Source organism: Pseudomonas veronii, from assembly GCF_002028325.1.
Lineage (GTDB): Bacteria > Pseudomonadota > Gammaproteobacteria > Pseudomonadales > Pseudomonadaceae > Aquipseudomonas > Aquipseudomonas veronii.
Map to the genome: position 1 here is coordinate 2,329,668 of NZ_CP018420.1, position 24,370 is coordinate 2,354,037.

The 24,370-nt window shown below is 61.8% G+C and carries 24 protein-coding genes; 11 read left to right on the forward strand and 13 right to left on the reverse strand.

Annotated elements, in window-relative coordinates:
• The first annotated feature begins 82 nt into the window (after positions 1-82).
• Positions 83-1,237 carry an MFS transporter gene (locus tag PverR02_RS10855; protein ID WP_046483161.1) on the forward strand — a complete coding sequence of 385 codons (1,155 nt, stop codon included), beginning with the start codon at positions 83-85 and terminating at the stop codon, positions 1,235-1,237.
• A gap of 4 nt (positions 1,238-1,241) precedes the next feature.
• On the opposite strand, the gene nhaR is transcribed toward PverR02_RS10855, so the two are convergent.
• A complete protein-coding gene (nhaR, locus tag PverR02_RS10860; protein ID WP_017847030.1) occupies positions 1,242-2,144 on the reverse strand; it encodes a transcriptional activator NhaR in 903 nt (300 codons plus the stop codon).
• A 134-nt stretch (positions 2,145-2,278) separates the two neighbouring features.
• On the opposite strand from nhaR, the gene PverR02_RS10865 reads away from it, so the two are divergent.
• The 4 genes from PverR02_RS10865 to mnmH all read left to right on the forward strand — a co-directional run bounded on the left by PverR02_RS10865 (position 2,279) and on the right by mnmH (position 5,542).
• The gene (locus PverR02_RS10865; RefSeq protein ID WP_017847031.1) at positions 2,279-2,530 is read left to right on the forward strand and encodes a hypothetical protein; all 252 of its coding nucleotides are present in this window, start codon (positions 2,279-2,281) and stop codon (positions 2,528-2,530) included.
• Positions 2,531-2,558: 28 nt separating this feature from the next.
• Positions 2,559-3,308, forward strand: coding sequence for a TerC family protein (locus tag PverR02_RS10870; protein WP_017847032.1), 750 nt, complete (start codon positions 2,559-2,561; stop codon positions 3,306-3,308).
• Between the two features lie 96 nt (positions 3,309-3,404).
• Entirely contained in the window at positions 3,405-4,439 is a 1,035-nt protein-coding gene (selD, locus tag PverR02_RS10875) for a selenide, water dikinase SelD (RefSeq protein ID WP_079443297.1), read from the forward strand.
• The gene (gene mnmH, locus PverR02_RS10880; RefSeq protein ID WP_079443298.1) at positions 4,439-5,542 is read left to right on the forward strand and encodes a tRNA 2-selenouridine(34) synthase MnmH; all 1,104 of its coding nucleotides are present in this window, start codon (positions 4,439-4,441) and stop codon (positions 5,540-5,542) included. Before selD ends, mnmH begins: the two co-directional genes overlap by 1 nt.
• A gap of 38 nt (positions 5,543-5,580) precedes the next feature.
• Here mnmH and PverR02_RS10885 read toward each other — a convergent pair whose 3' ends face one another.
• Positions 5,581-6,636, reverse strand: a complete 1,056-nt coding sequence (locus tag PverR02_RS10885; protein WP_026140034.1) for a permease — start codon at positions 6,634-6,636, stop codon at positions 5,581-5,583.
• Between the two features lie 58 nt (positions 6,637-6,694).
• A complete protein-coding gene (locus tag PverR02_RS10890) occupies positions 6,695-7,396 on the reverse strand; it encodes a histidine phosphatase family protein (RefSeq protein ID WP_079443299.1) in 702 nt (233 codons plus the stop codon).
• 248 nt (positions 7,397-7,644) lie between these two features.
• Here PverR02_RS10890 and PverR02_RS10895 point away from each other — a divergent pair, with 248 nt between their 5' ends.
• From PverR02_RS10895 to hemB, 3 genes are all read left to right on the forward strand, one after another.
• Positions 7,645-8,343 (forward strand): glutathione S-transferase N-terminal domain-containing protein, encoded by a 699-nt coding sequence (locus PverR02_RS10895; protein WP_079443300.1) that lies wholly within the window; start codon positions 7,645-7,647, stop codon positions 8,341-8,343.
• A 4-nt stretch (positions 8,344-8,347) separates the two neighbouring features.
• Positions 8,348-9,190 (forward strand): PhzF family phenazine biosynthesis protein, encoded by an 843-nt coding sequence (locus PverR02_RS10900; protein ID WP_079443301.1) that lies wholly within the window; start codon positions 8,348-8,350, stop codon positions 9,188-9,190.
• Positions 9,191-9,306: 116 nt separating this feature from the next.
• Positions 9,307-10,281, forward strand: a complete 975-nt coding sequence (hemB, locus tag PverR02_RS10905) for a porphobilinogen synthase (RefSeq protein WP_017847039.1) — start codon at positions 9,307-9,309, stop codon at positions 10,279-10,281.
• Between the two features lie 55 nt (positions 10,282-10,336).
• On the opposite strand, the gene PverR02_RS10910 is transcribed toward hemB, so the two are convergent.
• Positions 10,337-10,951, reverse strand: coding sequence for a LysE family translocator (locus PverR02_RS10910; RefSeq protein WP_046384025.1), 615 nt, complete (start codon positions 10,949-10,951; stop codon positions 10,337-10,339).
• A 145-nt stretch (positions 10,952-11,096) separates the two neighbouring features.
• Here PverR02_RS10910 and PverR02_RS10915 point away from each other — a divergent pair, with 145 nt between their 5' ends.
• On the forward strand, positions 11,097-12,182 hold the full coding sequence (locus tag PverR02_RS10915; RefSeq protein WP_079443302.1) for a DUF1615 domain-containing protein: 1,086 nt from the start codon (positions 11,097-11,099) through the stop codon (positions 12,180-12,182).
• 126 nt (positions 12,183-12,308) lie between these two features.
• Complete coding sequence (locus PverR02_RS10920) at positions 12,309-12,725, forward strand: PaaI family thioesterase (RefSeq protein ID WP_079443303.1); 417 nt, start codon at positions 12,309-12,311, stop codon at positions 12,723-12,725.
• Between the two features lie 59 nt (positions 12,726-12,784).
• Here the strand turns inward: PverR02_RS10920 and PverR02_RS10925 are convergent, their stop codons facing one another.
• The 3 genes from PverR02_RS10925 to PverR02_RS10935 are packed head-to-tail and all read right to left on the reverse strand — an operon-like array spanning position 12,785 to position 15,372.
• Positions 12,785-13,966, reverse strand: coding sequence for an acetyl-CoA C-acetyltransferase (locus tag PverR02_RS10925; protein WP_079443304.1), 1,182 nt, complete (start codon positions 13,964-13,966; stop codon positions 12,785-12,787).
• An 11-nt stretch (positions 13,967-13,977) separates the two neighbouring features.
• Positions 13,978-14,637 carry a CoA transferase subunit B gene (locus PverR02_RS10930; protein ID WP_010566045.1) on the reverse strand — a complete coding sequence of 220 codons (660 nt, stop codon included), beginning with the start codon at positions 14,635-14,637 and terminating at the stop codon, positions 13,978-13,980.
• Positions 14,638-14,673: 36 nt separating this feature from the next.
• The gene (locus PverR02_RS10935) at positions 14,674-15,372 is read right to left on the reverse strand and encodes a CoA transferase subunit A (protein WP_017847044.1); all 699 of its coding nucleotides are present in this window, start codon (positions 15,370-15,372) and stop codon (positions 14,674-14,676) included.
• A 133-nt stretch (positions 15,373-15,505) separates the two neighbouring features.
• On the opposite strand from PverR02_RS10935, the gene PverR02_RS10940 reads away from it, so the two are divergent.
• Positions 15,506-16,408: a LysR family transcriptional regulator gene (locus tag PverR02_RS10940; RefSeq protein WP_046384021.1), complete on the forward strand. Its 903-nt coding sequence runs from the start codon at positions 15,506-15,508 to the stop codon at positions 16,406-16,408.
• Positions 16,409-16,465: 57 nt separating this feature from the next.
• Here the strand turns inward: PverR02_RS10940 and PverR02_RS10945 are convergent, their stop codons facing one another.
• The 6 genes from PverR02_RS10945 to PverR02_RS10970 all read right to left on the reverse strand — a co-directional run bounded on the left by PverR02_RS10945 (position 16,466) and on the right by PverR02_RS10970 (position 24,261).
• Entirely contained in the window at positions 16,466-16,795 is a 330-nt protein-coding gene (locus PverR02_RS10945; RefSeq protein WP_017847046.1) for a hypothetical protein, read from the reverse strand.
• A 518-nt stretch (positions 16,796-17,313) separates the two neighbouring features.
• On the reverse strand, positions 17,314-18,159 hold the full coding sequence (locus PverR02_RS10950) for an NAD-dependent protein deacetylase (RefSeq protein WP_079443305.1): 846 nt from the start codon (positions 18,157-18,159) through the stop codon (positions 17,314-17,316).
• Between the two features lie 8 nt (positions 18,160-18,167).
• Positions 18,168-18,608 (reverse strand): CBS domain-containing protein, encoded by a 441-nt coding sequence (locus PverR02_RS10955; protein WP_017847048.1) that lies wholly within the window; start codon positions 18,606-18,608, stop codon positions 18,168-18,170.
• 131 nt (positions 18,609-18,739) lie between these two features.
• On the reverse strand, positions 18,740-20,689 hold the full coding sequence (locus tag PverR02_RS10960) for a DNA topoisomerase III (protein ID WP_079444999.1): 1,950 nt from the start codon (positions 20,687-20,689) through the stop codon (positions 18,740-18,742).
• 166 nt (positions 20,690-20,855) lie between these two features.
• A complete protein-coding gene (locus PverR02_RS10965) occupies positions 20,856-22,478 on the reverse strand; it encodes an MFS transporter (RefSeq protein ID WP_079443306.1) in 1,623 nt (540 codons plus the stop codon).
• Between the two features lie 115 nt (positions 22,479-22,593).
• Positions 22,594-24,261 carry a GMC family oxidoreductase gene (locus PverR02_RS10970; RefSeq protein WP_079443307.1) on the reverse strand — a complete coding sequence of 556 codons (1,668 nt, stop codon included), beginning with the start codon at positions 24,259-24,261 and terminating at the stop codon, positions 22,594-22,596.
• Positions 24,262-24,370 lie beyond the last annotated feature (109 nt).

A 24,370-nucleotide genomic window follows, 5' to 3' on the forward strand; every position in this document is an offset into this window, starting at 1 on the left:
TGTTAATATCGCCGTCTCTCATCTTTCCTCTTCGTCAGCGGGCCTCCGGGCTTTCGTTGATGTTGTCGTTTCTGGAGTTTTCATGCTGTTTCCCATCCTGCTGCTGTCGGCCGCCGGTTTTACCGTGCTGACCACAGAATTCATTATCGTCGGCCTGTTGCCGTCGATTGCCCGGGACCTGAATGTCAGCGTGTCCCAGGCCGGCCTGCTGGTGACGCTGTTTGCGTTCACCGTGGCGGCGTTCGGCCCGTTTCTCACGGCCTACTGCGCGCGGTTCCAGCGCAAGCGCCTGTTCATCACGATTTTGATCATGTTCGCCGTGGCCAATGGCGTGGCGGCGCTGGCGCCGAATATCTGGGTGATGTCCCTGGCGCGCTTGATTCCGGCGTTGGGCTTGCCGGTGTTCTGGGCGCTGGCCAGTGAAACGGCGGTGGACATCGTCGGCCCGGCATACGCCGGTCGCGCCATCGAGAAGATCGGCTTCGGGATCGTCTGCGCCACCGTCTTCGGCATTCCGGTGGGCACGTTGATTTCCGATATGTTTGGCTGGCGCAGCGCGTTTGCGGTCCTCGCGGTGATTGCCTTGGCCAAGGCGCTGCTGCTGTTTGTCTACCTGCCGGTGACACAGGCGAAGAACGCGCAGGTGACGTTGCGCTCGCAATTCAAGCTGCTGCGCAGTCCATTGATGCAGGGGCATATCCTGCTGTCGATCCTGGTCTTCAGCGGCATGTTCACCGCCTACACCTACCTGGCCGACATCCTTGAGCGCCTGGCCGGCTTCGACGGCACGCTGGTCGGCTGGTGCCTGATGGGCTTTGGCGCGGTCGGGTTGATCGGCAACTCCCTGGGCGGCCGCGCGGTGGATCGCCACCCCTTGATTGCGTCGATGGTGTTCTGCGGGTTCATGATCGGCGGCATGGTCGCGTTGGTGCCGGCGATTCACTCCACCATCGGCCTGGCGGCGGCGATGGCCGTGTGGGGCGTGACCCAGGCGGCGATGTTCCTGGTCAGCCATGTGCGGCTGATGAAGGCTGCGCCGCATGCGCCGGCGTTTGCCGCGTCGCTGAATATTGCCGGTGGAAACCTCGGTATCGGTCTCGGCGCCTTGGTCGGTGGGCATGTGATCGACACCCTCGGCCTGGCCAGCCTGGGCCTGGCCGCGTCCGGGTTCATCCTGGTGTCGATGCTGCTGGCGCTGTGGCTGATGAGCGCCAAACCGCTGCCGACTGGCGCTTGAACCCTCAGGGCAGGGCGGTGAACAGTTCTCGCCTGGCGCCTTCGGTAATCGCCACGATGCCGGGGTGCTTGACCTTGCGTTCCACCGAAATCGCATAGAACGATTCGGTCACTGCCTCGGTCTGGCCAATCAGCGCGACGCCGTACTGGCGCACCACCTCATCGGCGATCACGCTGGGGGCGATAAAGATCCCGCTGCCGGATTGGCCGAATGCCTGCATCAAGGCACTGTCGTCGAACTCGCCGATGATCTTCGGTTGGATCTGTTGCTCGGCAAACCAGCGCAGCAAGCGGCTGCGCACCACGGTCTCTGCCCCCGGAATCAATAGCGGCGCGCCCTGTAAACACTGTGGGAAAACGCCGCGGTGTCGGTCAGCCAATGCTTGGGTAGCGAAAAAACTGATGCCGCATTCGCCCAACTTCTGGCTGTAGCCTTTGATGTCCAGATGCGTGGGCATGGGGCTGTCGGAAATCACCAGGTCGAGGCGCTGGATCGCCAGGTCGGCGAGCAGGCGTTCGAGTTTGTCTTCGCGGCAGGTGATGCGGATCGGCTCGCTGAGCTCCATGGTCGGCGCGATCAGCCGGTAGACGATGGATTTGGGCACCACATCCGCCACCCCGACGCGAAACAGAATCTGCTGCTCATTCGGCTGGGCGCGCAACATCGCCTCCAACTCGTTGCCGGTCTGGAACATCTGCTCGGCATAGGGCAACGCCTGGCGCCCGGCTTCGGTCAGCTCGAGCTGACGGCCGACCCGCTGAAACAGGGCGATACCGAAGGTTTGCTCGAGCAGACTGATCTGCCCGCTGATGGTCTGAGGGGTGAGGTTCAGTTGCTCACAGGCGCGCACGATGCTGCCGGTCTTGGCCACCACCCAGAAGTAATGCAATTGTCGGTAATTGAGCATGCCGGCCTACACTTCGTTAAAACCGAAGTATACGCGAGAAAAATACGAATTTTCCTGAAGTGTTCCCCTGCATAGAATGCATCGCTATCGAGGGGCCACTATTTGGACCCAATGGTTCTAATGAGGAAAACATCATGAAACTCAATTCCCTGGGCGCGGCATCGTTGCTTGCGCTTTCATTAGTAGTGGTCAGCGGTTGTGATCAGGTCGAAAAAAGCGCACAGCAGGTGATGGGCAAGGCCAGCGAATCGGCCAAGCAAGTGATCGATGACACCCACAAGGCCGCCGAGCAGGCATTGAGTGAAGCGACCCAAGGCCTGATCAGTCCGCAGAAAAAAGACGATCAGCCGCAAAACGAGTCTGAATCGACGCGTAAAGAAGCCTAATTTCCCAGCACAACGTCAGGATTGATCTATGGACTACCTTGTACAACTGGCCGCCAGCCCTACCGCCTGGGTCGCACTGGCGACCTTGATCGTGATGGAAATCGTGCTGGGCATCGATAACCTGATCTTTATCTCGATCCTCACCAACAAATTGCCCGAGCAGCACCGGGCCAAGGCGCGACGCATCGGCATCAGCATGGCGTTGGTGTTGCGCCTGGGCCTGTTGAGCACCATTGCGTTCATCGTGCAGTTGACCACGCCAGTGTTTGAGATCCTCGGCCAGGCGTTTTCGTGGAAGGACATGATCCTCATCGCCGGCGGCCTGTTCCTGGTCTGGAAGGCAACCACCGAGATCCATCAAAGCATGGACCCGGAGCCTGAAGAGAAGGCCAGCAGCGGCAATGCCGTGTCCATCGGTTTTGCTGCGGCCATCGGCCAGATCCTGATGCTCGACCTGGTGTTCTCCATCGACAGCATCATCACCGCCGTGGGCATGACCGAGCATTTGCCGATCATGATCGTTGCCGTGGTGACCTCGGTCATCGTGATGCTGGTGGCGGCTGAACCGCTGGCCAAGTTCATCCACGACAACCCGACCGTGGTGATGCTGGCCCTGGGCTTCCTGATCATGATCGGCATGACCCTGATCGCCGAAGGCTTCGGCGCCCATGTGCCAAAAGGCTACGTGTATGCGGCCATGGCGTTCTCGGCGGCGATCGAGTGCTTGAACATCGCCCGGCGCAACCGCCACAAGCGGTTGCTGGCCGCCCGCCAGTAATCGCAGCACCCCAAAAAGGCCGGCTGTGCTCGTAAGAGCCCCGCCGGCTTTTTGCCGTCTGTTAGAATCCGCGCACTTGATAGCTTGAGGTCCACCATGAACGAGCCGATTCGCCTTACCCAGTACAGCCATGGCGCGGGGTGTGGCTGCAAGATTTCGCCCCAGGTATTGGAAGTGATCCTCGCCGGCAGCGGCGCACAGAACCTTGACCCCAACCTGTGGGTGGGCAACGCCTCGCGGGATGATGCGGCGGTGTACGCCATCGACGACGAGCGCGGCGTGGTCTCCACCACTGATTTTTTCATGCCGATTGTCGATGACCCGTTCGACTTCGGCCGGATCGCCGCCACCAACGCGATCAGCGACATCTACGCCATGGGCGGCGACCCGTTGATGGCCATCGCCATTCTGGGCTGGCCGGTGAATGTCCTGGCGCCTGAGGTTGCCCGCGAAGTGATCCGTGGCGGCCGCTCCGTGTGCGACGAGGCCGGCATTCCCCTGGCCGGTGGCCACTCCATCGATGCGCCGGAGCCCATCTTCGGCCTGGCCGTGACCGGCATCGTGCAAAAGCGCCATATGAAGCGCAACGACACCGCCACCGTCGGCTGCCGTTTGTACCTGACCAAGCCCCTGGGCATCGGCATCCTGACCACTGCCGAAAAGAAGGGCAAATTGCGCGAGGCGGATATCGGCCTGGCTCGTGACTGGATGTGTACCCTCAACAAGCCTGGCAGCCGCTTCGGCAAACTGGCCGGCGTCACGGCAATGACCGACGTCACCGGCTTCGGGCTTTTGGGCCACTTGGTGGAAATGGCTGACGGCAGCGGCGTGACGGCACGCATCGAATACGACAAAGTCCCACGCCTGCCCGGGATCGAGGACTACCTGGACCAGGGCTGCATGCCGGGCGGCACCTTGCGCAACTTCGACAGCTACGCGAGCAAGATCGGGCGCCTGCAGGAGCTGCACAAGCGTGTGCTGTGTGACCCGCAGACCAGCGGCGGCCTGCTGATCGCCGTTACGCCCGCGGGCGACGCCGAGTTTCACGCGGTCGCCAGCGAACTGGGCCTGACCCTTGAGCCCATCGGTGAATTGGTTGAGCGACAGACCCACGCGGTAGAGGTGTTTTGATGGCGACTGACATCACCGACTACCGCGACATCTTCCTCAACGACCGGCCGATGATGGATACCCGCGCGCCGGTCGAGTTCGCCAAGGGCGCGTTCCCGGGCGTGGTCAACCTGCCACTGATGACCGATGACGAGCGTCAGCGGGTCGGCACTTGCTACAAACAGCAGGGCCAGCAAGCGGCTATCGTGCTCGGGCACGAACTGGTGTCCGGGGCGATCAAGGCCGGGCGTATCGAGCAATGGGCGCGGTTCGCCCAGGCCAATCCCGACGGCTACCTGTACTGCTTTCGTGGCGGGCTGCGCTCGCAGATCGTGCAGCAATGGCTGAAAACCGAAGCCGGTATCGAGTACCCCCGCGTCGGTGGCGGCTACAAAGCCATGCGTGGTTTTTTGCTGGAGACCGTCGAACAGGCGGTCGCCGAGTGTGATTTCGTGTTGCTGGGCGGCATGACCGGCACTGGCAAGACCGAAGTACTCGGCCAACTGCGCAACGCCCTGGACCTGGAGGGCCACGCCAACCATCGCGGTTCCAGCTTCGGCAAACGGGCCACAGTGCAACCGTCCAACATCGACTTCGAGAACCGCCTGGCGGTGGACCTGCTGAAAAAACGCGCGGGCGGCGTCGAGCAGTTTGTGGTCGAGGATGAGAGCCGCATGATCGGCAGTTGTGCGCTGCCGTTGCCGTTGCACAAGGGCACGCAGACCTTTGCGATGGTGTGGCTGGAAGACACTGTCGAAGGCCGGGTCGAACGTATCCTGCGCGATTACGTGGTCGACCTTTGCGCCGAATTCATCGCGGTATTTGGCGAAACCGGCTACGTCCTGTTTGGCGAGCGCCTGACCCAGAGCCTGGCCAATATCCACAAGCGCCTGGGCGGCGAGCGTTTCCAGCGGTTGCAGGCAATTCTGCAGGACGCCCTGGCGGAACAGACCCGCAGCGGCGCTGTGGACCTGCACCGGGTGTGGATCGAAGGGTTGCTGCGCGAGTACTACGACCCGATGTACGCCTTCCAGCGTGAAAGCAAAGGCGCGCGCATCGAGTTTGTCGGGGAGCAGGCAGCGGTGGTGGAGTATTTGCGCGAGCGTGGTGCGTTGCGAGGTTGATGCTTGCCTGCAATAAGGCCCTCAACCCCGCCTGCCACTTACAGAATCGCCGCTCCAATCAAGCCGCAGACCACGCCTACCAGCATGGTCAAGCCGGCCACGGTGACCAGCACCCGCGCGTCGAAATCCTTGCGCAACATCAGCAGCGACGGCAGGCTCACGCTCGGCAGGGTCATCAACAGGGCCACAGCCGGGCCGCTGCCCATGCCCAGCGTCATCATGGTTTGTACGATAGGAATCTCCGCGGCGGTCGGAATCACGAACAGCGTGCCGACAATCGCCAGCGGCACCAGCCACAGCAGGCTGTCGGCCATCGCCCCATCCACATGAGGAAACAGCCAGACCCGCGCCGCGCCCAACACCAGCACTGCCAGGATATACACCGGGATCGTGCTCCAGAACAGTTGCCACAGGGTGCGCAACCAGCGGCTGAAAAACGGTTGCGACTCGATCACGCTGGCCTCGGCCACCGCGCCCAGCGCCGCTTCCGGCACTTGTTCCGGGCGCGCGATGCGCTGGGCCACCAGGGACACGCCCACCACCAGCACAATCCCCGCCACCAGCCTTAACGCCGTGAAGCCCCAGCCCAGCACAAACCCCATGAATACCAGGGTGGCCGGGTTCAGCACCGGGTTGGCGATCCAGAACGCCAGCGCCGCGCCCACCGACACTTGCTGCCGGCGCATGCCTGCCGCCACCGGTGCCGCGCAGCAACTGCACATCATTCCGGGCAGCGCGAACAGCCCGCCGCGCAGGGTCGAACCCAGCCCGGCACGCCCGAACAGGCGCAACAACCAGTCGCGGGGGATCAACACTTGCAGCAACGAGCCCAAGATCACCGCCAAAACGGCGGCTTTCCAGATCGCCAGGAAATACACCTGGGCGTAGGCCAGCGCCGCGGCCAGTGGCGAGGTTTGCTGGTCATTGAGAATCGACGCGCCGATGCTGTGGTTGTCGGCGGCGACAAATGCCTTGAAGTAGTAGGGCGACCACTTCACGTAGTAGAGGCCGATGCAGGCGACCAGCAGGAACAGCGCTGGTTTCCACCAGAACGACCAGCCCCGGTTGGGCTGGGTGGAGACGAGGTTGGACATGGTGTTGATCCGCAGATGAGTCAATAGCCGCGCATCATACGCCGCTATCGCCCATCCTTCAGATATCTGCGCTGATCTGCGTCGCCGGTGGGCAGGTTTGTTCGCCGTTGTTCAGGCCCTGCTTGTAGTTGCGGCTCAGCAGCGAGGCCTTGCCGTTATGCCAGGTGAGCGTCAACACATACAACGTGTCGTAGTCATTGCCGGACCAGTCTTGGGTGATGGTGTGCTTTTCGCCCACCGCTTCGCTGGCCACCTTGTTGATCAATTCCGGCAGATAGCCGTGGGACCAGGCGGTGTAGATGATGGCGTTGTGGTACTTGTTTTCCACCAGTTCGTCGGCGAGGGCGCTGGTGTCATTCGCCGAAAACTTGATGTTCACCGGCAAGCCGAGCTTGATCGCGCTGGGGCTGATGGTCATCAGTGGGCGAATGTAGCTGTAGGAATTATCTTTTTCGCCTTCCTCGACATTGCGCGTCGGGTTGGCGGCGAAGACGAAGTTGGCCTTGCCGAACTTTTCCGGCAGCACGGTGGCCAGGTTCATCGCACGGTTCAGGCCCTGGCAATTGAGTTGGCCCAGGCCGCCGACGGGTTTTTCGCCGTGGCGCAGGAACACCAGGGTTTGCACGCCGTCCACCGATTCGGCGCGGCTGATGCGCGATTGCAAGGTCAGGTCGAGGGCGCCGCCGACCAGCAACAGCGGTAATATGATGTATGAATATCGTTTGAGGCGTTGCGCAAGGCACAGAGGCTTTATTGTCATTGGGCTCGAGTCTTCAGTGCATCGGATTAAGGCGGACAAGCCCGGCCCCAGTGACACACGCGGCGTCCTGCGGGTTCCGTGTCTTATTAACAGGGTGCCTCCATTCACCGTTCAGCGCACTTAAGAGTCCACTCGGCCACTTTGGTTCGCTCGTGGGGGAGAGTAGCGAGGGCATGTTGCGCAATGATGACCCATGCAGGATGCCGGACAGATGATTATCATGGGGATTTCCGCCGAGGGATATCCCGATGAATTCACTCGCCGCTTTCCCGATCAACCGTAAATGGCCCGCCCAGTATCCGGAACGCCTGCAACTGTATTCGCTGCCCACGCCCAACGGGGTAAAAGTCTCGATCATGCTCGAAGAGCTGGGCCTGCCCTACGAGGCGCACAAAGTCAGCTTCGAGACCCAGGACCAGCTGTCGCCCGAGTTCCTGTCGCTGAACCCCAACAACAAGATTCCCGCGATCATCGACCCCAACGGCCCCGGCGGTCAGCCGTTGGCGCTGTTCGAGTCCGGTGCGATCCTGCTGTACCTGGCGGAAAAAACCAGCCAGTTGCTTTCCGAAGACCCGGCGACACGTTATGAAACCATTCAGTGGCTGATGTTCCAGATGTCCGGCATCGGCCCGATGTTTGGCCAGGTGGGGTTCTTCAACAAGTTCGCCGGCAAGGCCTACGAAGACAAGCGCCCGCGTGACCGCTACGTCGCCGAGTCGCGGCGCTTGCTGGAAGTCTTGGAAAAACGCCTGCTGGGCCGCACCTGGATCATGGGCGACGACTACAGCATCGCGGACATCGCGACGTTTCCGTGGATCCGTAACCTGATCGGTTTCTACGAATCCGGTGACCTGGTCGGCATCGCCGATTTCCCCAATGTGCTGCGCGCGCTGGACGGCTTTGTCGCACGTCCGGCAGTGATCCGTGGCCTGAACATTCCGAGCTGAGCCCATGCCGACTTTCGATTTCAAACAACTGGATGTCTTCAGCAGTGTGTCGCTCAAAGGCAACCCGCTGGCGGTAGTGCTGGGGGCCGACAGCCTCAGCGAGCAACAGATGGCCGACTTCGCCAAGTGGACCAACCTCAGCGAAACCACGTATTTACTCACGCCCCGCGATCCACGGGCTGACTACCGGGTAAGAATCTTCACCACCTTGCAGGAACTGCCGTTCGCCGGGCACCCGACGCTGGGCAGTTGCCATGCATGGTTGCAGGCCGGTGGCATTGCGCGAGGGGAGGAAATTATCCAGGAGTGCGAAATCGGCCTGGTGCGTATCCGTCGCCAAGGCGATGAGCTGGCGTTCATCGCGCCGCCGTTGTTGCGCTCGGGCCCGCTGGAGGCGGCGTTGCTGGAGCGCGTGCGGCTGGGGTTGGGCCTGGCGCCGGAGGCTATTGTGCGCAGTCAGTGGGTGGACAACGGCGCAGGTTGGCTGGCGGTGATGCTGGCCGACCGCCAGGCGGTGCTCGATCTGCAGCCCGATTATTCGCAGTTGCTCGGTCTGGCGGTGGGCGTGATTGCCCCCTGCGATCCCGAACGCGACGCTGTAGACACGCACTTTGAAGTGCGCGCGTTCATCGCCGGCGACGGGTCCCCGGAAGACCCGGCCACCGGCAGCTTGAATGCCGGGGTGGCCCAATGGTTGTTGGACGAAGGCCTGGCACCGAACTGTTACGTGGTCAGCCAGGGCACGGCCATGGGGCGCGCGGGGCGTATCCGCATCGAGCGCCAGGGCGATGAGATCTGGGTCGGCGGTGCTGTGGCGGTGTGCATCGAAGGGCGTCTACAGCTCTAGATCAATGCAATTGTTGTGGGCCTTGCCATAAACTATTGCCTGCCTGGCATTTGCGCTGCCGGGGTCGGGGGGCATACGCTTTCGCCCCAACGTTTTTAGCCTTATTCAGGACAGCCATGACCAGCCAGTTCCCTCAAGCCCGCCCACGCCGTCTGCGCCGCTCCCCGGAGTTGCGTAGCTTGTTCCAGGAAACCGAGTTCACCCTCAACGATCTGGTGCTGCCGATTTTCGTCGAAGAAGAAATCGACGACTTCGTACCGATCACCAGCATGCCGGGTGTGTTGCGCATCCCTGAGAAAAAGCTGGCCGGGGAAATCGAGCGCTATGCCCGCGCCGGGATCAAATCGGTGATGACCTTTGGCGTGTCCCACCACCTGGACGCCAGTGGCAGCGACACCTGGAAGGAGCGCGGCCTGGTCTCGCGCATGTCCTCGATCATCAAGGACGCCGTGCCGGAAATGATCGTGATGTCCGACACCTGTTTCTGCGAATACACCGATCATGGCCATTGCGGTGTGATGCATGGCGCCCATGTCGACAACGACGCGACCTTGGTCAACCTCGGCAAGCAAGCCGTGGCGGCGGCTCGTGCCGGTGCCGATGTGATCGCGCCGTCGGCGGCGATGGACGGCCAGGTTCAGGCGATTCGCCGGGCGTTGGATGACGCCGGTTTTACCCATATTCCGATCATGGCCTACTCCACCAAATTCGCTTCGGCCCTCTACGGCCCGTTCCGTGAAGCGGGTGGCAGCGCGCTCAAGGGCGACCGCAAAAGCTATCAGATGAACCCGATGAACCGCCGCGAAGCCGTGCGTGAATCGCTGCTGGACGAGCAGGAAGGCGCGGATGCGCTGATGGTCAAACCGGCCGGTGCCTACCTCGACATCATCCGCGACATCCGCGAAGCCTCGCGCCTGCCGGTGGCGGCGTATCAGGTCAGCGGCGAGTACGCGATGATCAAATTCGGTGCCCAGGCAGGCGCGATCGATGAGGACCGCGTGGTGCGGGAAACCCTGGGTTCGATCAAGCGCGCCGGTGCGGACCTGATCTTCACTTACTTCGCCATGGACCTGGCGCTGGCAGGGATCTAAAGCGCCCAACCTGTGGGGCGGGTAAGCCCGTCCCCACAGCGGGTTGCAGTGTTTTTCAGCGCTGGGCGAGCGCTAGATTCAAGCCCAACCCCGCAAAGGCCGCCGCAAAACTGCGCCGCAGCCAGTTCTGTACCCGTGGTGACTCGATCACTGCGCGGCGAAACACATTGGCCAGCAGGCCATACACCACAAACACCGCAAACGTCATGGCCATGAACACGCCGCTCAGCACCAGCATTTGCAAGGCCGGCGCCGTGCTGGCCGGTGTGACGAACTGAGGCAGGAAGGCCAGGAAGAAAATCGTCAGCTTGGGGTTGAGAATATTCAGCAAAAAACCGCGCAGCATCAGGCCACGAGCCGTGGTTGCCGTTGGTGTGTCATTCACCGCGAAGGCCGAACGATCGCGCCACGTGGCGTAGGCCAGGTACAGCAAGTAGGCGGCTCCGGCGAATTTCAGCGCTTCGAATGCCAATGCGCTGGTGTGCAGCAGGGCGGAAAGGCCGAGTATGGATGCCAATAAGTGCGGGATGATCCCAGCGGTACAGCCCAGCGCGGCGAACACGCTGGCGCGCTTGCCGGCCATGAGCCCCGTGGACACGGTAAAGATCACGCCGGTGCCGGGAATCAGCACAACGATCAGGCAGGTGATGAGAAAGTTCATGCTGAGCATGGCATTCAAACTCCTTGTACGAATGGTCGGTGAAAGATCCTGTCATATTCGCATTGTGTTGGCGAGGGGGCCACAGGGCGAACCCGCGTTAGACTTATCGGTCGATATCTGCATCGCCCGGCCCATCGCCCCTCAAGGAAGCCCCATGCACCTACGCCGCCTGATCCTGTGTCTCACGCCCTTGCTGGTGCTGGCCGGTTGCTCGACCGCACGCGGCCCGCAACAGCCGGAGCGCAGTGAAGCCGAGGTCAAGGCGCAGATCGTGCGTTTGCTGCCCGCCAAGGTCGCCGATCGCAACGGTTGGGCCCAGGATATCTACACCGCTTTCGACACCCAGCACATCTACCCGAGTACCGAAAACATCTGCGCCGTGCTGGCGGTGACTGAGCAAGAGTCCACTTACCAGGTCGACCCACCTGTGCCGAACATGGGCAAGATCGCCCAGGATGAAATCCTGCGCCGTGCTGGCAAGGTGCATGTGCCGGCGGTGTTGGTCCGCACGGCACTGCAACTGCGTTCTCCCACTGGTAAGTCCTACGCCGATCGCTTGAATGCCGCCCGCACTGAGAAAGACTTGAGCGGGATCTTCGATGACTTCATCAGCATGGTGCCCTTGGGCAATACGCTGTTTGGCGGCTTCAACCCGGTACACACCGCCGGCCCGATGCAAGTCAGCATCGACTTTGCGCAGAAGCAGGCGCGGGGTTATCCCTACACGGTAGACGGCACGATCCGTCGGGAAGTGTTCACGCGACGTGGCGGCATGTACTTTGGCATCGCCCATTTGCTTGGTTACCCGGTGAGTTATGACCGGCCGCTGTACCGGTTTGCCGACTTCAACGCCGGTTGGTACGCCAGCCGCAACGCCGCGTTCCAGGCCGCCGTCAGCCGCGTCTCAGGCACTGAGTTGGCGCTGGACGGGGATTTGATCCGCTACGGTTCGCTGCTGCCCGGCAGCACCGAATTGGCGGTGCGTTCCCTCGGCGCCCGGCTGGGCATGCGCAACCCCAGCATCCGCAGTCAGCTGGAGCAGGGCGAGCAATTGGATTTTGAGCAGACCACGCTCTACACCCGCGTGTTTGCCCTGGCCGACACGGCGGCCGGCAAACCGCTGCCGCGCGCGATCCTGCCGGGCATCGTGCTCAAGAGTCCGAAGATCACCCGCAACCTGACCACTGCCTGGTTCGCCCAGCGGGTGGATGAGCGTTATCAGCGCTGTATGAAGCGCTGAGGCCGGTCCTGAGCGGGGTTGGCGAATCAGCCCCAGGCATTGCAGAGGATATGTGCGGCTGATGGTAATGGTCGCCGTGTGGGGCCTGGGGTACACCTCATGCCTGACTCCAAGGAAGACTCCGCGATGATCGCTCACGCCGTGCCCGAAGGTTTTGTCTCACTGCCGCGCAGCAGCCCGCTGCTCGACTTGTTGGGCCCGGCGTATTGCCGGGGTGAAGGTCTGCAACTGGAAATCGGCCTGCGCGCCGACAACCGTCATGCCAATGGCCGCGGCACGGTGCATGGCGGGGTGTTGGCGACTCTGGCGGATATCGGCATGGGCTACGCGATGGCGTTTTCCAGTGAGCCGCCATTGCCGTTGATTACCGCGAGCATGACTGTCGATTACCTGGGCGCGGTGCAAGTGGGGGAGTGGATCGTGGTACGACTGGAGCATCACAAGCGTGGCCGGCAAATGGCGTTTGCCACGGTGAGTCTGCAGGTGGAGGAGAAAGTCGTGGCGCGGGCGAACGCGGTGTTTGCGGTGCCGCGTGCGGACTGACAGGCGAAAAAAAGCCCGGTTTTTCGTGGAACCGGGCCTTTTCGTGTGTTGCTCTTGAATCAGCTGCGCTCAAGGGCCAGGGCTACGCCTTGGCCGCCACCGATGCACAGTGTCGCCAGGCCTTTTTTGGCGTCGCGCTTGATCATTTCGTGCAGCAGGGTCACCAGTATGCGGCAGCCTGATGCGCCGATCGGGTGGCCAATGGCAATCGCGCCGCCGTTGACGTTGACTTTGTCGGCGTCCCATTCCAGCTCTTTGGCCACCGCCAGGGATTGCGCGGCAAAGGCTTCGTTGGCTTCGACCAGGTCCAGGTCGCCGACGCTCCAGCCGGCTTTGTCCAGGCAGCGGCGGGTGGCCGCGACCGGGCCGATGCCCATGATGGCCGGGTCGACGCCGGCATTGGCGTAGCTGGCGATACGCGCCAGAACGGGCAGGCCAAGGGCCTTGGCCTTGTCGGCGCTCATCAGCAGCACCGCGGCGGCGCCGTCGTTGAGGCTGGACGCGTTGCCCGCGGTGACGCTGCCGTCTTTCTTGAACGCGGGTTTGAGTTTGGCCAACGACTCGGCGGTGGTGCCGGCGCGCGGTTGTTCATCCACGGCGAAGGCCACCGGGTCGCCCTTGCGCTGCGGGATCAGAATCGGCGTGATCTCATCGGCAAAGCGGCCGGCTTCGATGGCGGCGGCGGCTTTTTGCTGGGACGCGGCGGCGAAGGCGTCCTGGGCTTCACGGCTGATGCCGTACTTGTCCACCAGGTTCTCGGCGGTGATGCCCATGTGGTAGTCGTTGAATGCATCCCACAGGCCGTCGGTGATCATGCTGTCGATCATCTTGGCGTGGCCCATGCGCAAACCGGTGCGCGCACCAGGTAATACGTAGGGGGCCAGGCTCATGTTCTCCATGCCGCCGGCGATGATCACGTCGGCATCGCCACAACGGATGGCCTGGGCGCCCAGGTGCAGGGCCTTGAGGCCCGAACCGCAGACCTTGTTCAAGGTCATCGCGGGTACGGCATGGGGCAAGCCGGCGAGGATCGACGCCTGGCGCGCCGGGTTCTGGCCTGAGCCTGCGGTGAGTACGTGGCCGAGGATCACTTCATCCACCTGGGCCGGGTCGAGGCCGGTCTGCTCCAGCAGGCGACGGATTACGGCAGCGCCCAACTCCGGTGCCGGGACGCTCGCGAGCGATCCTTGAAAACTGCCTACGGCGGTACGTGTGGCAGCAACAATCACAACGTCTTGCATGGAATGTGTCCTCACTGGAATTGCATTTCTGGAACGTGGTCGGGGACGATTAGTTTACCGGCTGTCTTGCTGACAATCTCTTCAATACTGACCCCTGGGGCACGCTCCTTTAGGATAAAGGCGCCGTTGTCGATTTCCAGGTATGCAAGGTCCGTCAGCACACGCTTGATGCAGTGGGCACCGGTCAGCGGCAGGGTGCATTGGCTGAGCAATTTGGACTCACCGTCCTTGGAGGCGTGGGTCATGATCACGATGATGTTTTCCGCGCCGGCCACCAGGTCCATGGCGCCGCCCATGCCCTTGACCAGCTTGCCCGGGATCATCCACGAGGCGATGTTGCCCTGTACGTCCACTTCAAACGCGCCGAGCACGGTGAGGTCGACATGGCCGCCGCGAATCATTGCGAAGGACTCGGCGGAGGAGAAGATCGAGGCGCCGATGCGCGCGGTCACGGTTTGTTTGCCGGCGTTGATCATGTCGGCATCGATGGTGTCTTCGGTGGGAAACGGGCCCATGCCGAGCAGGCCGTTTTCCGATTGCAGCATCACTTCCATGCCTTCCGGGATGTAGTTGGCCACCAGGGTCGGAATGCCGATGCCCAGGTTGACGTAGAAACCGTCCTGCATTTCGCGGGCGACGCGTTGAGCCATTTGTTCGCGGGTGAGAGCCATTGTGCTGTTCCTCTTGTTCTCTTCGGGCTGGAGGGATTATTTGCGGACGGTGCGCTGTTCGATGCGCTTCTCGAAGGTGCCGCAGATGATCCGGTCGACGTAGATGCCAGGGGTGTGGATCTGCGACGGTTCCAGCTCGCCCGGTTCGACGATTTCCTCGACTTCGACCACGGTGATCTTGCCGGCGGTGGCGGCCAGCGGGTTGAAGTTCTGGGCGGTGTGGCGGTAGATGACGTTGCCGAAGTGGTCGGCTTTCCAGCCTTTGACGATGGCGAAGTCGCCGGTGATGGATTCTTCCATCAGGTACGGGCGACCGTTGAATTCGCGGGTTTCCTTGCCTTCGGCCACCGGGGTGCCGACGCCGGTGGCGGTGAAGAAGGCCGGAATGCCAGCACCGCCGGCGCGCATTTTTTCCGCCAGGGTGCCTTGGGGGGTGAGCACCACTTCGATTTCGCCGCTGAGCAGTTGCTTCTCGAACAGGGCGTTTTCGCCCACATAAGACGCGATCACTTTGCGGATCTGCTTTTGTTCCAGCAGCACGCCCAGGCCAAAGCCGTCGACGCCGCAGTTATTGGAAACCACGGTCAGGTCGCGGGTGCCTTTGCGCTTGATCTCGGCGATGAGGTTTTCCGGAATGCCGCACAGGCCAAAGCCGCCAGCGAGTACGGTCATGCCATCTTCCAGGCCTGCGAGGGCTTCTTCATAGGACGCCACGCGTTTATCGAAACCTGCCATATGCACCTCTTTTATTGTTAGTGGGCCAGCCAATGCCTCGAGTGTTGCGCCGACGGATTGATTTGTTAAGTTGTTTTTTAAGGTTGATTGATTTAAAAAACTGCATAGTCGAGCCGTCGTCCGGAGTAATGTCATGACCGTCAAACAGATGCGTGCCTTTTTGGCTGTGGCGCAGAGCCTGAGTTTTGCCGCCGCCTGCGAGCGCCTGCACCTCTCTCAGTCGGCGCTGAGCCTGACCATCAAAGGTCTGGAAGAAGGGCTGGGCGGGCGCTTGTTCAGCCGCAATACACGGAATGTCGCGCTGACCCCTGAAGGGGAATCCTTATTGCCGCTGGCGCGTCGGCTGATTGCCGATTGGGACAACGCCGAGGATGAACTGCGCCAGCGCTTCACCCTGCAGCGCGGGCGCGTAACGGTGGCGGCGATGCCGTCGTTTGCGGGCAACCTGCTGCCGCCGATCCTGAAGATATTCCGCGCGCGTTACCCCCATGTGAACGTGACGGTGCATGACCTGATCAACGAACAGGTGCTGGAAATGGTCCGTGATCGCCAGGTCGAGTTGGGCGTGGCGTTCGAACCGTCCGAGGGGTCGTCGCTGGCGTTTACGCCGTTATACCTGGACCGCTTCATTGCCGTGGTGCCCATGGATTCACCCTTGGCACTGCGTGCTGAAATCGACTGGAAAAGCCTGTTGGAACAACCGTTCATTGCCCTGCAACGACCCTCGACGGTACGGGTGATGCTGGAGGAGCATCTGGGCGCCTTGCAGATGAAATTGCCGGTGGCGCTGGAGAGTCATCAATTGGCGACGGTGGGCAAGATGGTTGCCAGTGGCCTGGGGGTCAGCGCCGTACCGGCATTATGTGCGCAGCAGATGCAGGAGGCGGGCGCCCATTGCATCACCTTGACCGATCCGGTGATCGAGCGGCCGATTGGTGTGTTGACCAAACCGGGGCATGAACTGTCGGCGGCGGCACAGGTGTTGTTTGATATTTTCCGCGATGAAGCAGGGAAAGGGCGTTATCCCAACTTTTGAAGTTGCATAAAAAATGTGGGAACTGGCAAGCCAGTTCCCACATTAGTTGAGAAGTACTTAGTAGTAGCGGTCGATTACTTTAACTTGCGAGTTGTCTTTGAAAGACTCCCACGCGTGGTTAAGTGTGTCGAACACTTGCTCGATGAAATTGCGATCGGCCGCCGCTTTCTTGCCGACATAACCCTGGCCACGGCGGTACATCTTCAGGCGCGCCGCCAGTTCACGGTTGTTTTTGTCGAACTCGGCTTCTTCGGTGTGGGGCGCCAGGCAGTCAATTTGGACTTTGCCCGATTTGCCAATCCACAGGATATGGTCGTCGAGTGTGTCTTTCTGCGCTGCGAACATCTCAGCCAATTCTTCGATAGTTGGTTGGTTGTTCAGATTCATGTGTAAGCCCCTTGACCAGTTGGCGATCTATCAATTGATTCGTTAAAACTGCTTAGTTGTCTCCGGTTCCGAAAACCGGGCGTCAGTGACGGTCTGCCGAATACGGGCAGGGTCTTGAACCTGATGCATGTAGTCTTGCTGATGAACTGCTACGCAATGGTTTCATAACGAAGACAAGCAGCGTTTGAGCTCCTTGTACCGAACCCTTCGGGTCGGTCAGCTTCATCAATCTGCCTTGTGGGCAGTGCACATCCGGAAGAAACAGCTCGGCGGTCAGACGAGCTTGTTCAAAACGCTTGTTACCAACGCTCCCGATCCGGGAGACGTCTAGATCATGCAAGGACAAAAAGGTTACGTCAACGGTTATGTAGTGATTATTTTTGATCACTACATAAATCGCCGTGGGGATGGGGGCATGCGAGGAGGTGTGACTCAGGCGTCATTTTTTGTGCGGTGGGTCGCTGCAGTTCGTTGGCCTGCCCGGGTCTCCCGCTGATTTTTGAGGGGCGGTGCCCTGGCTATCCCAGGCGCTCTGCCAATAGCGGCAACAACCGCTCGCAGGATGCCGCGATCTTCAGTTGCAACAACTCATCCCCACGGGTCTTGCCCAGATTGATGGCAATCACCGGTTTGCCTTGCTCGACCATCGCCTTGCACAGGCGAAACGCCGAATAGGCCATCAGCGACGACCCCACCACTAACAGCCCCTCGGCGTGTTCCACCGCCGCCATCGCCCTGGCGGCGGTGGCCTGGGCAACGTTTTCGCCGAAGAACACGACGTCCGGTTTGAGCCGTTCACCGTCGCAATGGGGGCAGCGGGGCACGCGAAAGCGTTGTTCAAACGCTGCGTCGAGCAGCGTATCGCCGTCGGGTGCCTGCACGGCGTCGACGCCTGCCAGGTACGGGTTCTCGGCCTCCATCAACCATTGGATCACATCGCGTGCGCTGGGCCGATGGCAATCCAGGCATAGCACGCGATGCAAGCTGCCATGCAGCTCGATCACATCCTCACTACCGGCCTGGTCATGCAGTGTGTCGACGTTTTGTGTGATCAGCCCGCTGATACGCTGGCGATGTTGCAAGGCGGCCAGCGCCAGGTGGGCCTGGTTCGGCTGCGCAATCCGTACCCGTGGCCAGCCCAGCATCGCCCGTGCCCAATAACGGCGCCGCGCTTGCGGGGTGGCCAGGAACTCCTGGTACATCATCGGCGCCTTGCCTCGGCGCACGCCTTCGCTGTCCCGATAATCCGGGATACCTGATGACGTGCTGATCCCCGCCCCGGTCAGCACCAGAAAACGCCGTGCGGCCATGGCCCGGTGCAGGGTCTCGAGGTGGGCTTCTTGATGTTCGAGCATGTCGAGCATGGGCTCTCCTATTCGCCGCGAATGTATTGCTCCAGTTGCTTGATCAGGTTGGCTTGTTCGGCAATGGCTTCCTTGACCAGGTCACCGATGGAGAGCAGGCCCAGCAGTTTTCCGTCGACGACCACCGGCAAGTGGCGCAGGTGACTGTCGGTCATGATGTTCATGCAGGCTTCGACCGTCTTGTGGGCATCGACCGTGATGACTGGAGAGCTCATGACCTCGTGGACTTTGGTGGTGACGGAAGAAAGGCCTTTGAGTATCAGCTTCCGTGCGTAATCGCGCTCGCTGATGATGCCAACCACCTCACCCTGCTTGACGACCGGCAAGGCCCCGACATTTTTCGATGACATCACCACCAATGCTTCGAATACGGTGTGGTCCCATTCAATGGTGTGGACTTCCTGGTTTTGCTTGTCTTTGGCTTTGAGTACTTCTGAGACGGTTTTCATGGTGGCCACTCCGGTGTTGTTGTTAGGAAGTCAGCAATCCCCTACAGAATCCTAGACCGCCGGCGCCGGAGCAAGGACCAAAGCGGCGTTAAAACTGTCGAAAAACGTCATCCGCCGGATTTATTCATGGTTTACCCGGTACTTGTCGGCTTTTTCGCCCGCTTTGGGCTGGCCGCCGTCTTGCGGGGCGCGGCCGTGCGTTTCTTCTTCCACGGGGTGGCGCCGCGTCCTGCCGGGCTGGCGGGGCCGGTGATGGTCATACGCATACCGTTGCAGCGGGCCACTTGCTTGCTCATCCAGGCCGCTTGCTTGGCGACGAATTCTTCCAGGCTCATTTCGCCGCTTTGCACCATGTCCAGCGCCTGTTCCCAGATCGCCGTGGTGCCCGGGTCGGCGATGGCGCGCGGCACCGCATCGATCAGGCTGAACGCCGCCGGGGTGGCCGAGAGGGCCTTGCCGTTTTTCACCAGGTAGCCTCGGTCCAGCAGGCCCTGGATGATCCCGGCGCGGGTGGCTTCGGTGCCGATGCCGGTGGTGTCCTTGAGCTTTTGCTTGAGCAACGGGTCTTCCACCAGCTTGGCGACGTTTTTCATCGCCTTGATCAGGTCGCCCTCGGTGAAGGGTTTGGGCGGCTGGGTCCACAGGTCCTTGAGGTTGACCTTGGCAACGGCGTAATCCTGGCCCTGCACCAGCGCCGGCAGGGCTTGCGGCACCGGCGCCTCACGGCCTTTGGCGGGTGCAAGGGCTTCGGGCAGCGCGCGTTTCCAGCCTGGCTCGATGACGACTTTGCCCACCGCGCGCAGCGCTTGACCGGCACAGTCGAAATCCGCCTGGGTGCGGTCGTATTCATGGTTGGGCAGAAACTGCGCCAGGTAGCGCGCGCGAATCAGTGTATAGACCGCCCGATGCTTGCCGGTGAGCTGCCCGGCATCCTTGCCGGCGCCGGTGGGAATGATGCCGTGGTGGGCGCTGACCTTGGCGTCGTTCCACGCCCGCGAGCGGCGCTGGGGATCGAGATGCGGCATCAGTTCGTTGACGGCCGCGTCGGCCCGGCCCAGGGCGGCAAGGATCTTCGCCGCGTCGCCATGCTGACTCAATGGCAGGTAGCCGCAATCGCTGCGCGGGTAGGTGATGGCCTTGTGGGTTTCGTACAGCGATTGGGCGATGTCCAGGGTTTCCTGGGCGCCGAGACCGAGCTTCTTCGAGCAGATTTCCTGCAACGTCCCCAGGTCGAAGGGCAGGGGCGCGACCTCGCGCATGCGTTCGGTGCGCAACTTCACCAGCCGCGCACTGGCGGCGTGGGTCATGGCGTCGGCGGCGTCCCGGGCGAGTTGCGGGTTGAGGCAGCGGCCTTGGTCGTCACAGGCATCGTCGACGGCGCGCCATTGGGCGGTGAAGGTCATGTGCGCGTGGCGCAGGTCGACGTCGATGGCCCAGTAGGCCACCGGTACGAAATCGGCGATGCTGCGGTCGCGGTCGACCACCAGGCGCAGGGTCGGGGTCTGCACCCGGCCCACCGGCAGCACGCCTTGGTAACCGGATTGGCGGCCGAGCAAGGTAAACAGGCGGCTCATGTTCATGCCGATCAGCCAGTCGGCGCGGGAACGGCCGAGGGCCGAGTGGTACAGGCTGAAGGTCTCGGCGCCGGGTTTGAGCGCGGCCAGGGCCTTGCGGATGGAGGCGTCGTCCAGCGCCGACAGCCACAGGCGTTGGATCGGCCCGCGATAGCGGCAATGTTCCACCAGCTCGCGGGCGATCATTTCGCCCTCGCGGTCGGCGTCGGTGGCGATCACCAGTTCCAAGGCTTCCCCCAGCAGGCGCTTGACCGCCTTGAACTGGGCGGCGGTCTTGGGCTTGACCCGCATCTTCCATTTGTCCGGGACGATCGGCAGGTCGGCGAGCACCCAGCGCTTGTACTTGGCGTCGTAGGCGTCGGGCGGGGCGGTTTCCAGCAGGTGGCCGATGCACCAGGTGACAGTCACCCCGTTGCCCAGCCAGCAACCGTCGCCACGGCGCGTGGCGCCGAGCACGGCCGCAATATCCTTGGCCTGGGAGGGTTTTTCACAGAGGAACAGCCGCATGGTCATCACATCAGATCGGGTTGATGCCTTGCAGGATGCGTAGTCCGAGGGATTTGAGCAACCATTATCTGTATGGATGTACAGCAATTTGTGTGGCGCCGCAGAGCAGATGTGGGAGGGGGCTTGCTCCCTCCCACAGGGGACCTGCGGTGTTCAGGTGGTCGGGTCAGTTGTTGTCGATATCCACATGCCGCGTTTCCTTGAGGCAGAACATCCCGACAACCAGGCTCACCCCGGTCACGACCACCGGATACCACAAGCCATAGAAGATATCGCCGGTGTACACCACCAGGGCAAACGACACGGTCGGCAGGAAGCCGCCAAACCAGCCGTTGCCGATGTGATAGGGCAGGGACATCGAGGTGTAGCGGATGCGTGTCGGGAACAGTTCCACCATCAACGCCGCCAGCGGGCCGTAGCACATGGCCGCGATCAGGATCAGCACCACGATCAGCGTCACCACCATCACCTTGTTGACCTGCGCCACATCCGCCGATGTCGGGTAGCCGGCCAGGGTCACGGCGGCGCGCAGGGCCGACTCGTCAAAGCCATCGATGTGCACGTCGCCCACGCTCACCTGCACCGGGCTGCCCGCAGGGGCGGCGGCGCTGCTGTAGGGCAGGCCTTGCTTGACCAGGAAGGTCTTGACCTTGTCGCAGGGGCTGTCAAAACGCGCCTTGCCCACCGGATCGAACTGGAAGGTGCAGGTGGCCGGGTCGGCCAGCACGGTGATCGGCGCCTGGCGACTGGCCTGGTCCATCGCCGGGTTGGTGTAGTGCGCCAGGCCCTTGAAGATCGGGAAGTACAGCGCGGTCGCCAGCAGCAGGCCGAGCATCAGCACCGGTTTGCGCCCGATCTTGTCCGACAGCCAGCCGAAGAAGATAAAGAACGGTGCGCCAATCACCACGCTGATGATCAGCAGCATATTGGCCAGGGCCGGGTCCATCTTCAGGAACTGCGTGAGGAAGAACAGCACATAGAACTGCGCCGCGTAAAAGGTCACCGCTTGCCCGCCGTTGATGCTGAACAGCGCAATCAGCACCACCTTGAGGTTTTCCCACTTGCCGAAGGACTCGCGGATCGGCGCCTTGCTGGCCTTGCCTTCCTCCTTCATTTTCAGGAACGCCGGCGATTCATGCAGGCTCATGCGGATCCAGGTGGAAATGCCCAGCAGCACGATGGAAAACAGGAACGGAATGCGCCAGCCCCACACTTCGAACTGATCGCCAGTGAAGTAGCGGCAGGCCAGCACCACCAGCAATGACAACAGCAACCCCAGGGTGGCGGTGGATTGAATCCAACTGGTGTGCAGGCCGCGCTTGCCGGCGGGGGCGTGTTCGGCCACATAGGTGGCTGCGCCGCCGTATTCACCGCCCAGCGCCAGGCCTTGCAGCATGCGCAGGGCGATCAGAATGACCGGCGCCGCGATGCCGATGCTGGCATACGTCGGCAACAGGCCGACGCAGAACGTCGCCACACCCATCAGGATAATGGTCACGAGGAAGGTGTACTTGCGCCCGATCATGTCGCCCAGGCGGCCAAACACCAGCGCGCCGAACGGGCGCACCACAAAGCCGGCCGCGAAGGCCATCAAGGCAAAGATAAACGCCGTGGTGTCGTTGACCCCGGCAAAGAACTGTTTGCTGATCACCGCCGCGAGGGCGCCATAGAGGAAGAAGTCATACCACTCGAATACCGTCCCCAGGGACGAGGCGAAGATGACTTTTCTCGATTCGCTAACGGTGCTCGTGCTGACCGCCGAGCCCAGGGTTTGAGCATGTTCTGACATCGGGTATCCCTCACAGTGATTATTTATTGTTGTTCCACTGTCGGCGCCAACCTCAGCGCCGGTCTGTTTTCCGTTCCTCTGTAGGCGCGCGCTTGCTCGCGAAAATCACCAACGATTACGCGGGAAATCTGGATGAACGCGGCGCCTTTGTGTTTTTCGCGGGCAAGCTCGCTCCTACAGTGTTCGGTGAAAGGATCAGTTGCGCGGCTTTCTCCGCGATCATCAGCGTCGGTGAGCAGGTATTGCCGGATGTGATGCGGGGCATGATCGAGGCATCGGCGATGCGCAGCCCCGGCACGCCATGCACCCGCAGCTGCGCGTCGACCACCGCGTCCTGGTCACTGCCCATGCGGCAGGTGCCCACCGGATGGAAGATCGTCGTGCCGATGCGCGCCGCGGCTTCGTGCAGTTGCTCTTCGGTTTGCAGCGCATCGCCGGGCAAGTATTCCACCGGTTTGAACGGGCTCAGGGCCGGCGCGGCGACGATCCGTCGAGTCAGGCGAATCGCGTCGGCGGCCACCCGCAGGTCTTGCGGATGGCTGAGGTAATTGGGCTGGATCAACGGCGCATCCGCCGGGTTGACCGAGCGAATATCGATACGCCCGCGGCTTTGCGGGCGCAGGTCGCAGACCGACGCGGTAAACGCCGGGAACGCGTGCAACGGCTCGCCGAAGCGCTCCAGGGACAGCGGCTGCACATGGTATTCAAGGTTGGCCGAGGTTTGTTCCGGGCCCGAGCGGGCAAACGCGCCGAGCTGGCTGGGCGCCATCGACAGCGGGCCGCTGCGGTCATACAGGTAACGCAGGCCCATGCCCATTTTGCCCCACATGCTGCCCGCGATCTGGTTCAGGGTGCGCGCGTTTTCCAGCTTGTAGATCAGCCGCAGTTGCAGGTGGTCCTGCAGGTTGCCGCCAACCCCCGGCAGTTCATGCAACACATTGATGCCGAGCGACTTGAGCACGTTGGCGGGGCCAATCCCCGAACGCTGCAAAATGCCGGGCGAACCCACGGCGCCAGCACACAACACGATTTCCTTACGGGCCTTCCAACGGAGCGACTGGCCGTGCTGACGCCCGACCACTGCCGATGCGCGGCCGTTTTCCAGCAACACGCGGTCGACTTCGACTTCGGTCAAGACCGTCAGGTTCGGCCGTTGGCGGATCGGTTTGAGGAACGCCTTGGCCGCATTCCAGCGGACGCCGGCCTTCTGGTTGACCTGAAAGTAACCGCAGCCTTCGTTATCGCCCTGGTTGAAGTCGCTGACGTTGGCGATGCCGCTTTGCGCTGCGGCCTCGCGAAAGGCATCCAGGATCGGCCAATGCAATCGCTGTTGCTCGACGCGCCACTCACCGCCGTCGCCGTGAAATGCCGAACCGCCGGCAAAATGGTTCTCGCTGTGCTTGAACAGCGGCAGCACGTCTTCCCACGCCCAGCCCGGGTTGCCTGCCGCCGCCCAGCCGTCGTAGTCCTGAGCCTGGCCGCGCATGTAGATCATGCCGTTGATCGACGAACAACCGCCGAGCACCTTGCCCCGCGGGTAACTCAGGGCGCGGCCTTGCAGGCCGGCCTGGGCTTCGGTCTTGAAGCACCAGTCGGTGCGTGGGTTGCCGATGCAGAACAGGTAGCCGACGGGGATGTGAATCCAGGGGTAATTGTCGCGACCACCGGCTTCAAGCAACAGCACACGGTGGGCGGGGTTGGCGGACAGTCGATTGGCCAGCAGGCAGCCTGCGGGGCCGGCGCCTACGACGATGTAATCGTATTCAGCAGTTGCAGTGGGCATCTGAGGTCTCGCTTGTTTTTCTTATTGGCTCCATCCTAGTTGTTAGTTTTCGTCTTAAAAATGTTAGTTTTTACCCAGTGGCTGTGCGTTTTTAAACAGCGCGGCCCAG

What these genes read in the sequence shown, in the direction of transcription:
- PverR02_RS10870 (WP_017847032.1), top strand. Translation starts at nt 2,559, where the DNA reads ATGGACTACCTTGTACAACTGGCCGCCAGCCCTACCGCCTGGGTCGCA.
- PverR02_RS10965 (WP_079443306.1), bottom strand. Translation starts at nt 22,478, where the DNA reads ATGTCAGAACATGCTCAAACCCTGGGCTCGGCGGTCAGCACGAGCACC.
- PverR02_RS10895 (WP_079443300.1), top strand. Translation starts at nt 7,645, where the DNA reads ATGAATTCACTCGCCGCTTTCCCGATCAACCGTAAATGGCCCGCCCAG.
- mnmH (WP_079443298.1), top strand. Translation starts at nt 4,439, where the DNA reads ATGGCGACTGACATCACCGACTACCGCGACATCTTCCTCAACGACCGG.
- PverR02_RS10950 (WP_079443305.1), bottom strand. Translation starts at nt 18,159, where the DNA reads ATGCTCGACATGCTCGAACATCAAGAAGCCCACCTCGAGACCCTGCAC.
- PverR02_RS10960 (WP_079444999.1), bottom strand. Translation starts at nt 20,689, where the DNA reads ATGCGGCTGTTCCTCTGTGAAAAACCCTCCCAGGCCAAGGATATTGCG.
- hemB (WP_017847039.1), top strand. Translation starts at nt 9,307, where the DNA reads ATGACCAGCCAGTTCCCTCAAGCCCGCCCACGCCGTCTGCGCCGCTCC.
- PverR02_RS10885 (WP_026140034.1), bottom strand. Translation starts at nt 6,636, where the DNA reads ATGTCCAACCTCGTCTCCACCCAGCCCAACCGGGGCTGGTCGTTCTGG.
- PverR02_RS10900 (WP_079443301.1), top strand. Translation starts at nt 8,348, where the DNA reads ATGCCGACTTTCGATTTCAAACAACTGGATGTCTTCAGCAGTGTGTCG.
- PverR02_RS10955 (WP_017847048.1), bottom strand. Translation starts at nt 18,608, where the DNA reads ATGAAAACCGTCTCAGAAGTACTCAAAGCCAAAGACAAGCAAAACCAG.
- PverR02_RS10910 (WP_046384025.1), bottom strand. Translation starts at nt 10,951, where the DNA reads ATGCTCAGCATGAACTTTCTCATCACCTGCCTGATCGTTGTGCTGATT.
- PverR02_RS10890 (WP_079443299.1), bottom strand. Translation starts at nt 7,396, where the DNA reads ATGACAATAAAGCCTCTGTGCCTTGCGCAACGCCTCAAACGATATTCA.
- selD (WP_079443297.1), top strand. Translation starts at nt 3,405, where the DNA reads ATGAACGAGCCGATTCGCCTTACCCAGTACAGCCATGGCGCGGGGTGT.
- PverR02_RS10970 (WP_079443307.1), bottom strand. Translation starts at nt 24,261, where the DNA reads ATGCCCACTGCAACTGCTGAATACGATTACATCGTCGTAGGCGCCGGC.
- PverR02_RS10930 (WP_010566045.1), bottom strand. Translation starts at nt 14,637, where the DNA reads ATGGCTCTCACCCGCGAACAAATGGCTCAACGCGTCGCCCGCGAAATG.
- PverR02_RS10925 (WP_079443304.1), bottom strand. Translation starts at nt 13,966, where the DNA reads ATGCAAGACGTTGTGATTGTTGCTGCCACACGTACCGCCGTAGGCAGT.
- PverR02_RS10915 (WP_079443302.1), top strand. Translation starts at nt 11,097, where the DNA reads ATGCACCTACGCCGCCTGATCCTGTGTCTCACGCCCTTGCTGGTGCTG.
- PverR02_RS10865 (WP_017847031.1), top strand. Translation starts at nt 2,279, where the DNA reads ATGAAACTCAATTCCCTGGGCGCGGCATCGTTGCTTGCGCTTTCATTA.
- PverR02_RS10935 (WP_017847044.1), bottom strand. Translation starts at nt 15,372, where the DNA reads ATGGCAGGTTTCGATAAACGCGTGGCGTCCTATGAAGAAGCCCTCGCA.
- nhaR (WP_017847030.1), bottom strand. Translation starts at nt 2,144, where the DNA reads ATGCTCAATTACCGACAATTGCATTACTTCTGGGTGGTGGCCAAGACC.
- PverR02_RS10855 (WP_046483161.1), top strand. Translation starts at nt 83, where the DNA reads ATGCTGTTTCCCATCCTGCTGCTGTCGGCCGCCGGTTTTACCGTGCTG.
- PverR02_RS10945 (WP_017847046.1), bottom strand. Translation starts at nt 16,795, where the DNA reads ATGAATCTGAACAACCAACCAACTATCGAAGAATTGGCTGAGATGTTC.
- PverR02_RS10940 (WP_046384021.1), top strand. Translation starts at nt 15,506, where the DNA reads ATGACCGTCAAACAGATGCGTGCCTTTTTGGCTGTGGCGCAGAGCCTG.
- PverR02_RS10920 (WP_079443303.1), top strand. Translation starts at nt 12,309, where the DNA reads ATGATCGCTCACGCCGTGCCCGAAGGTTTTGTCTCACTGCCGCGCAGC.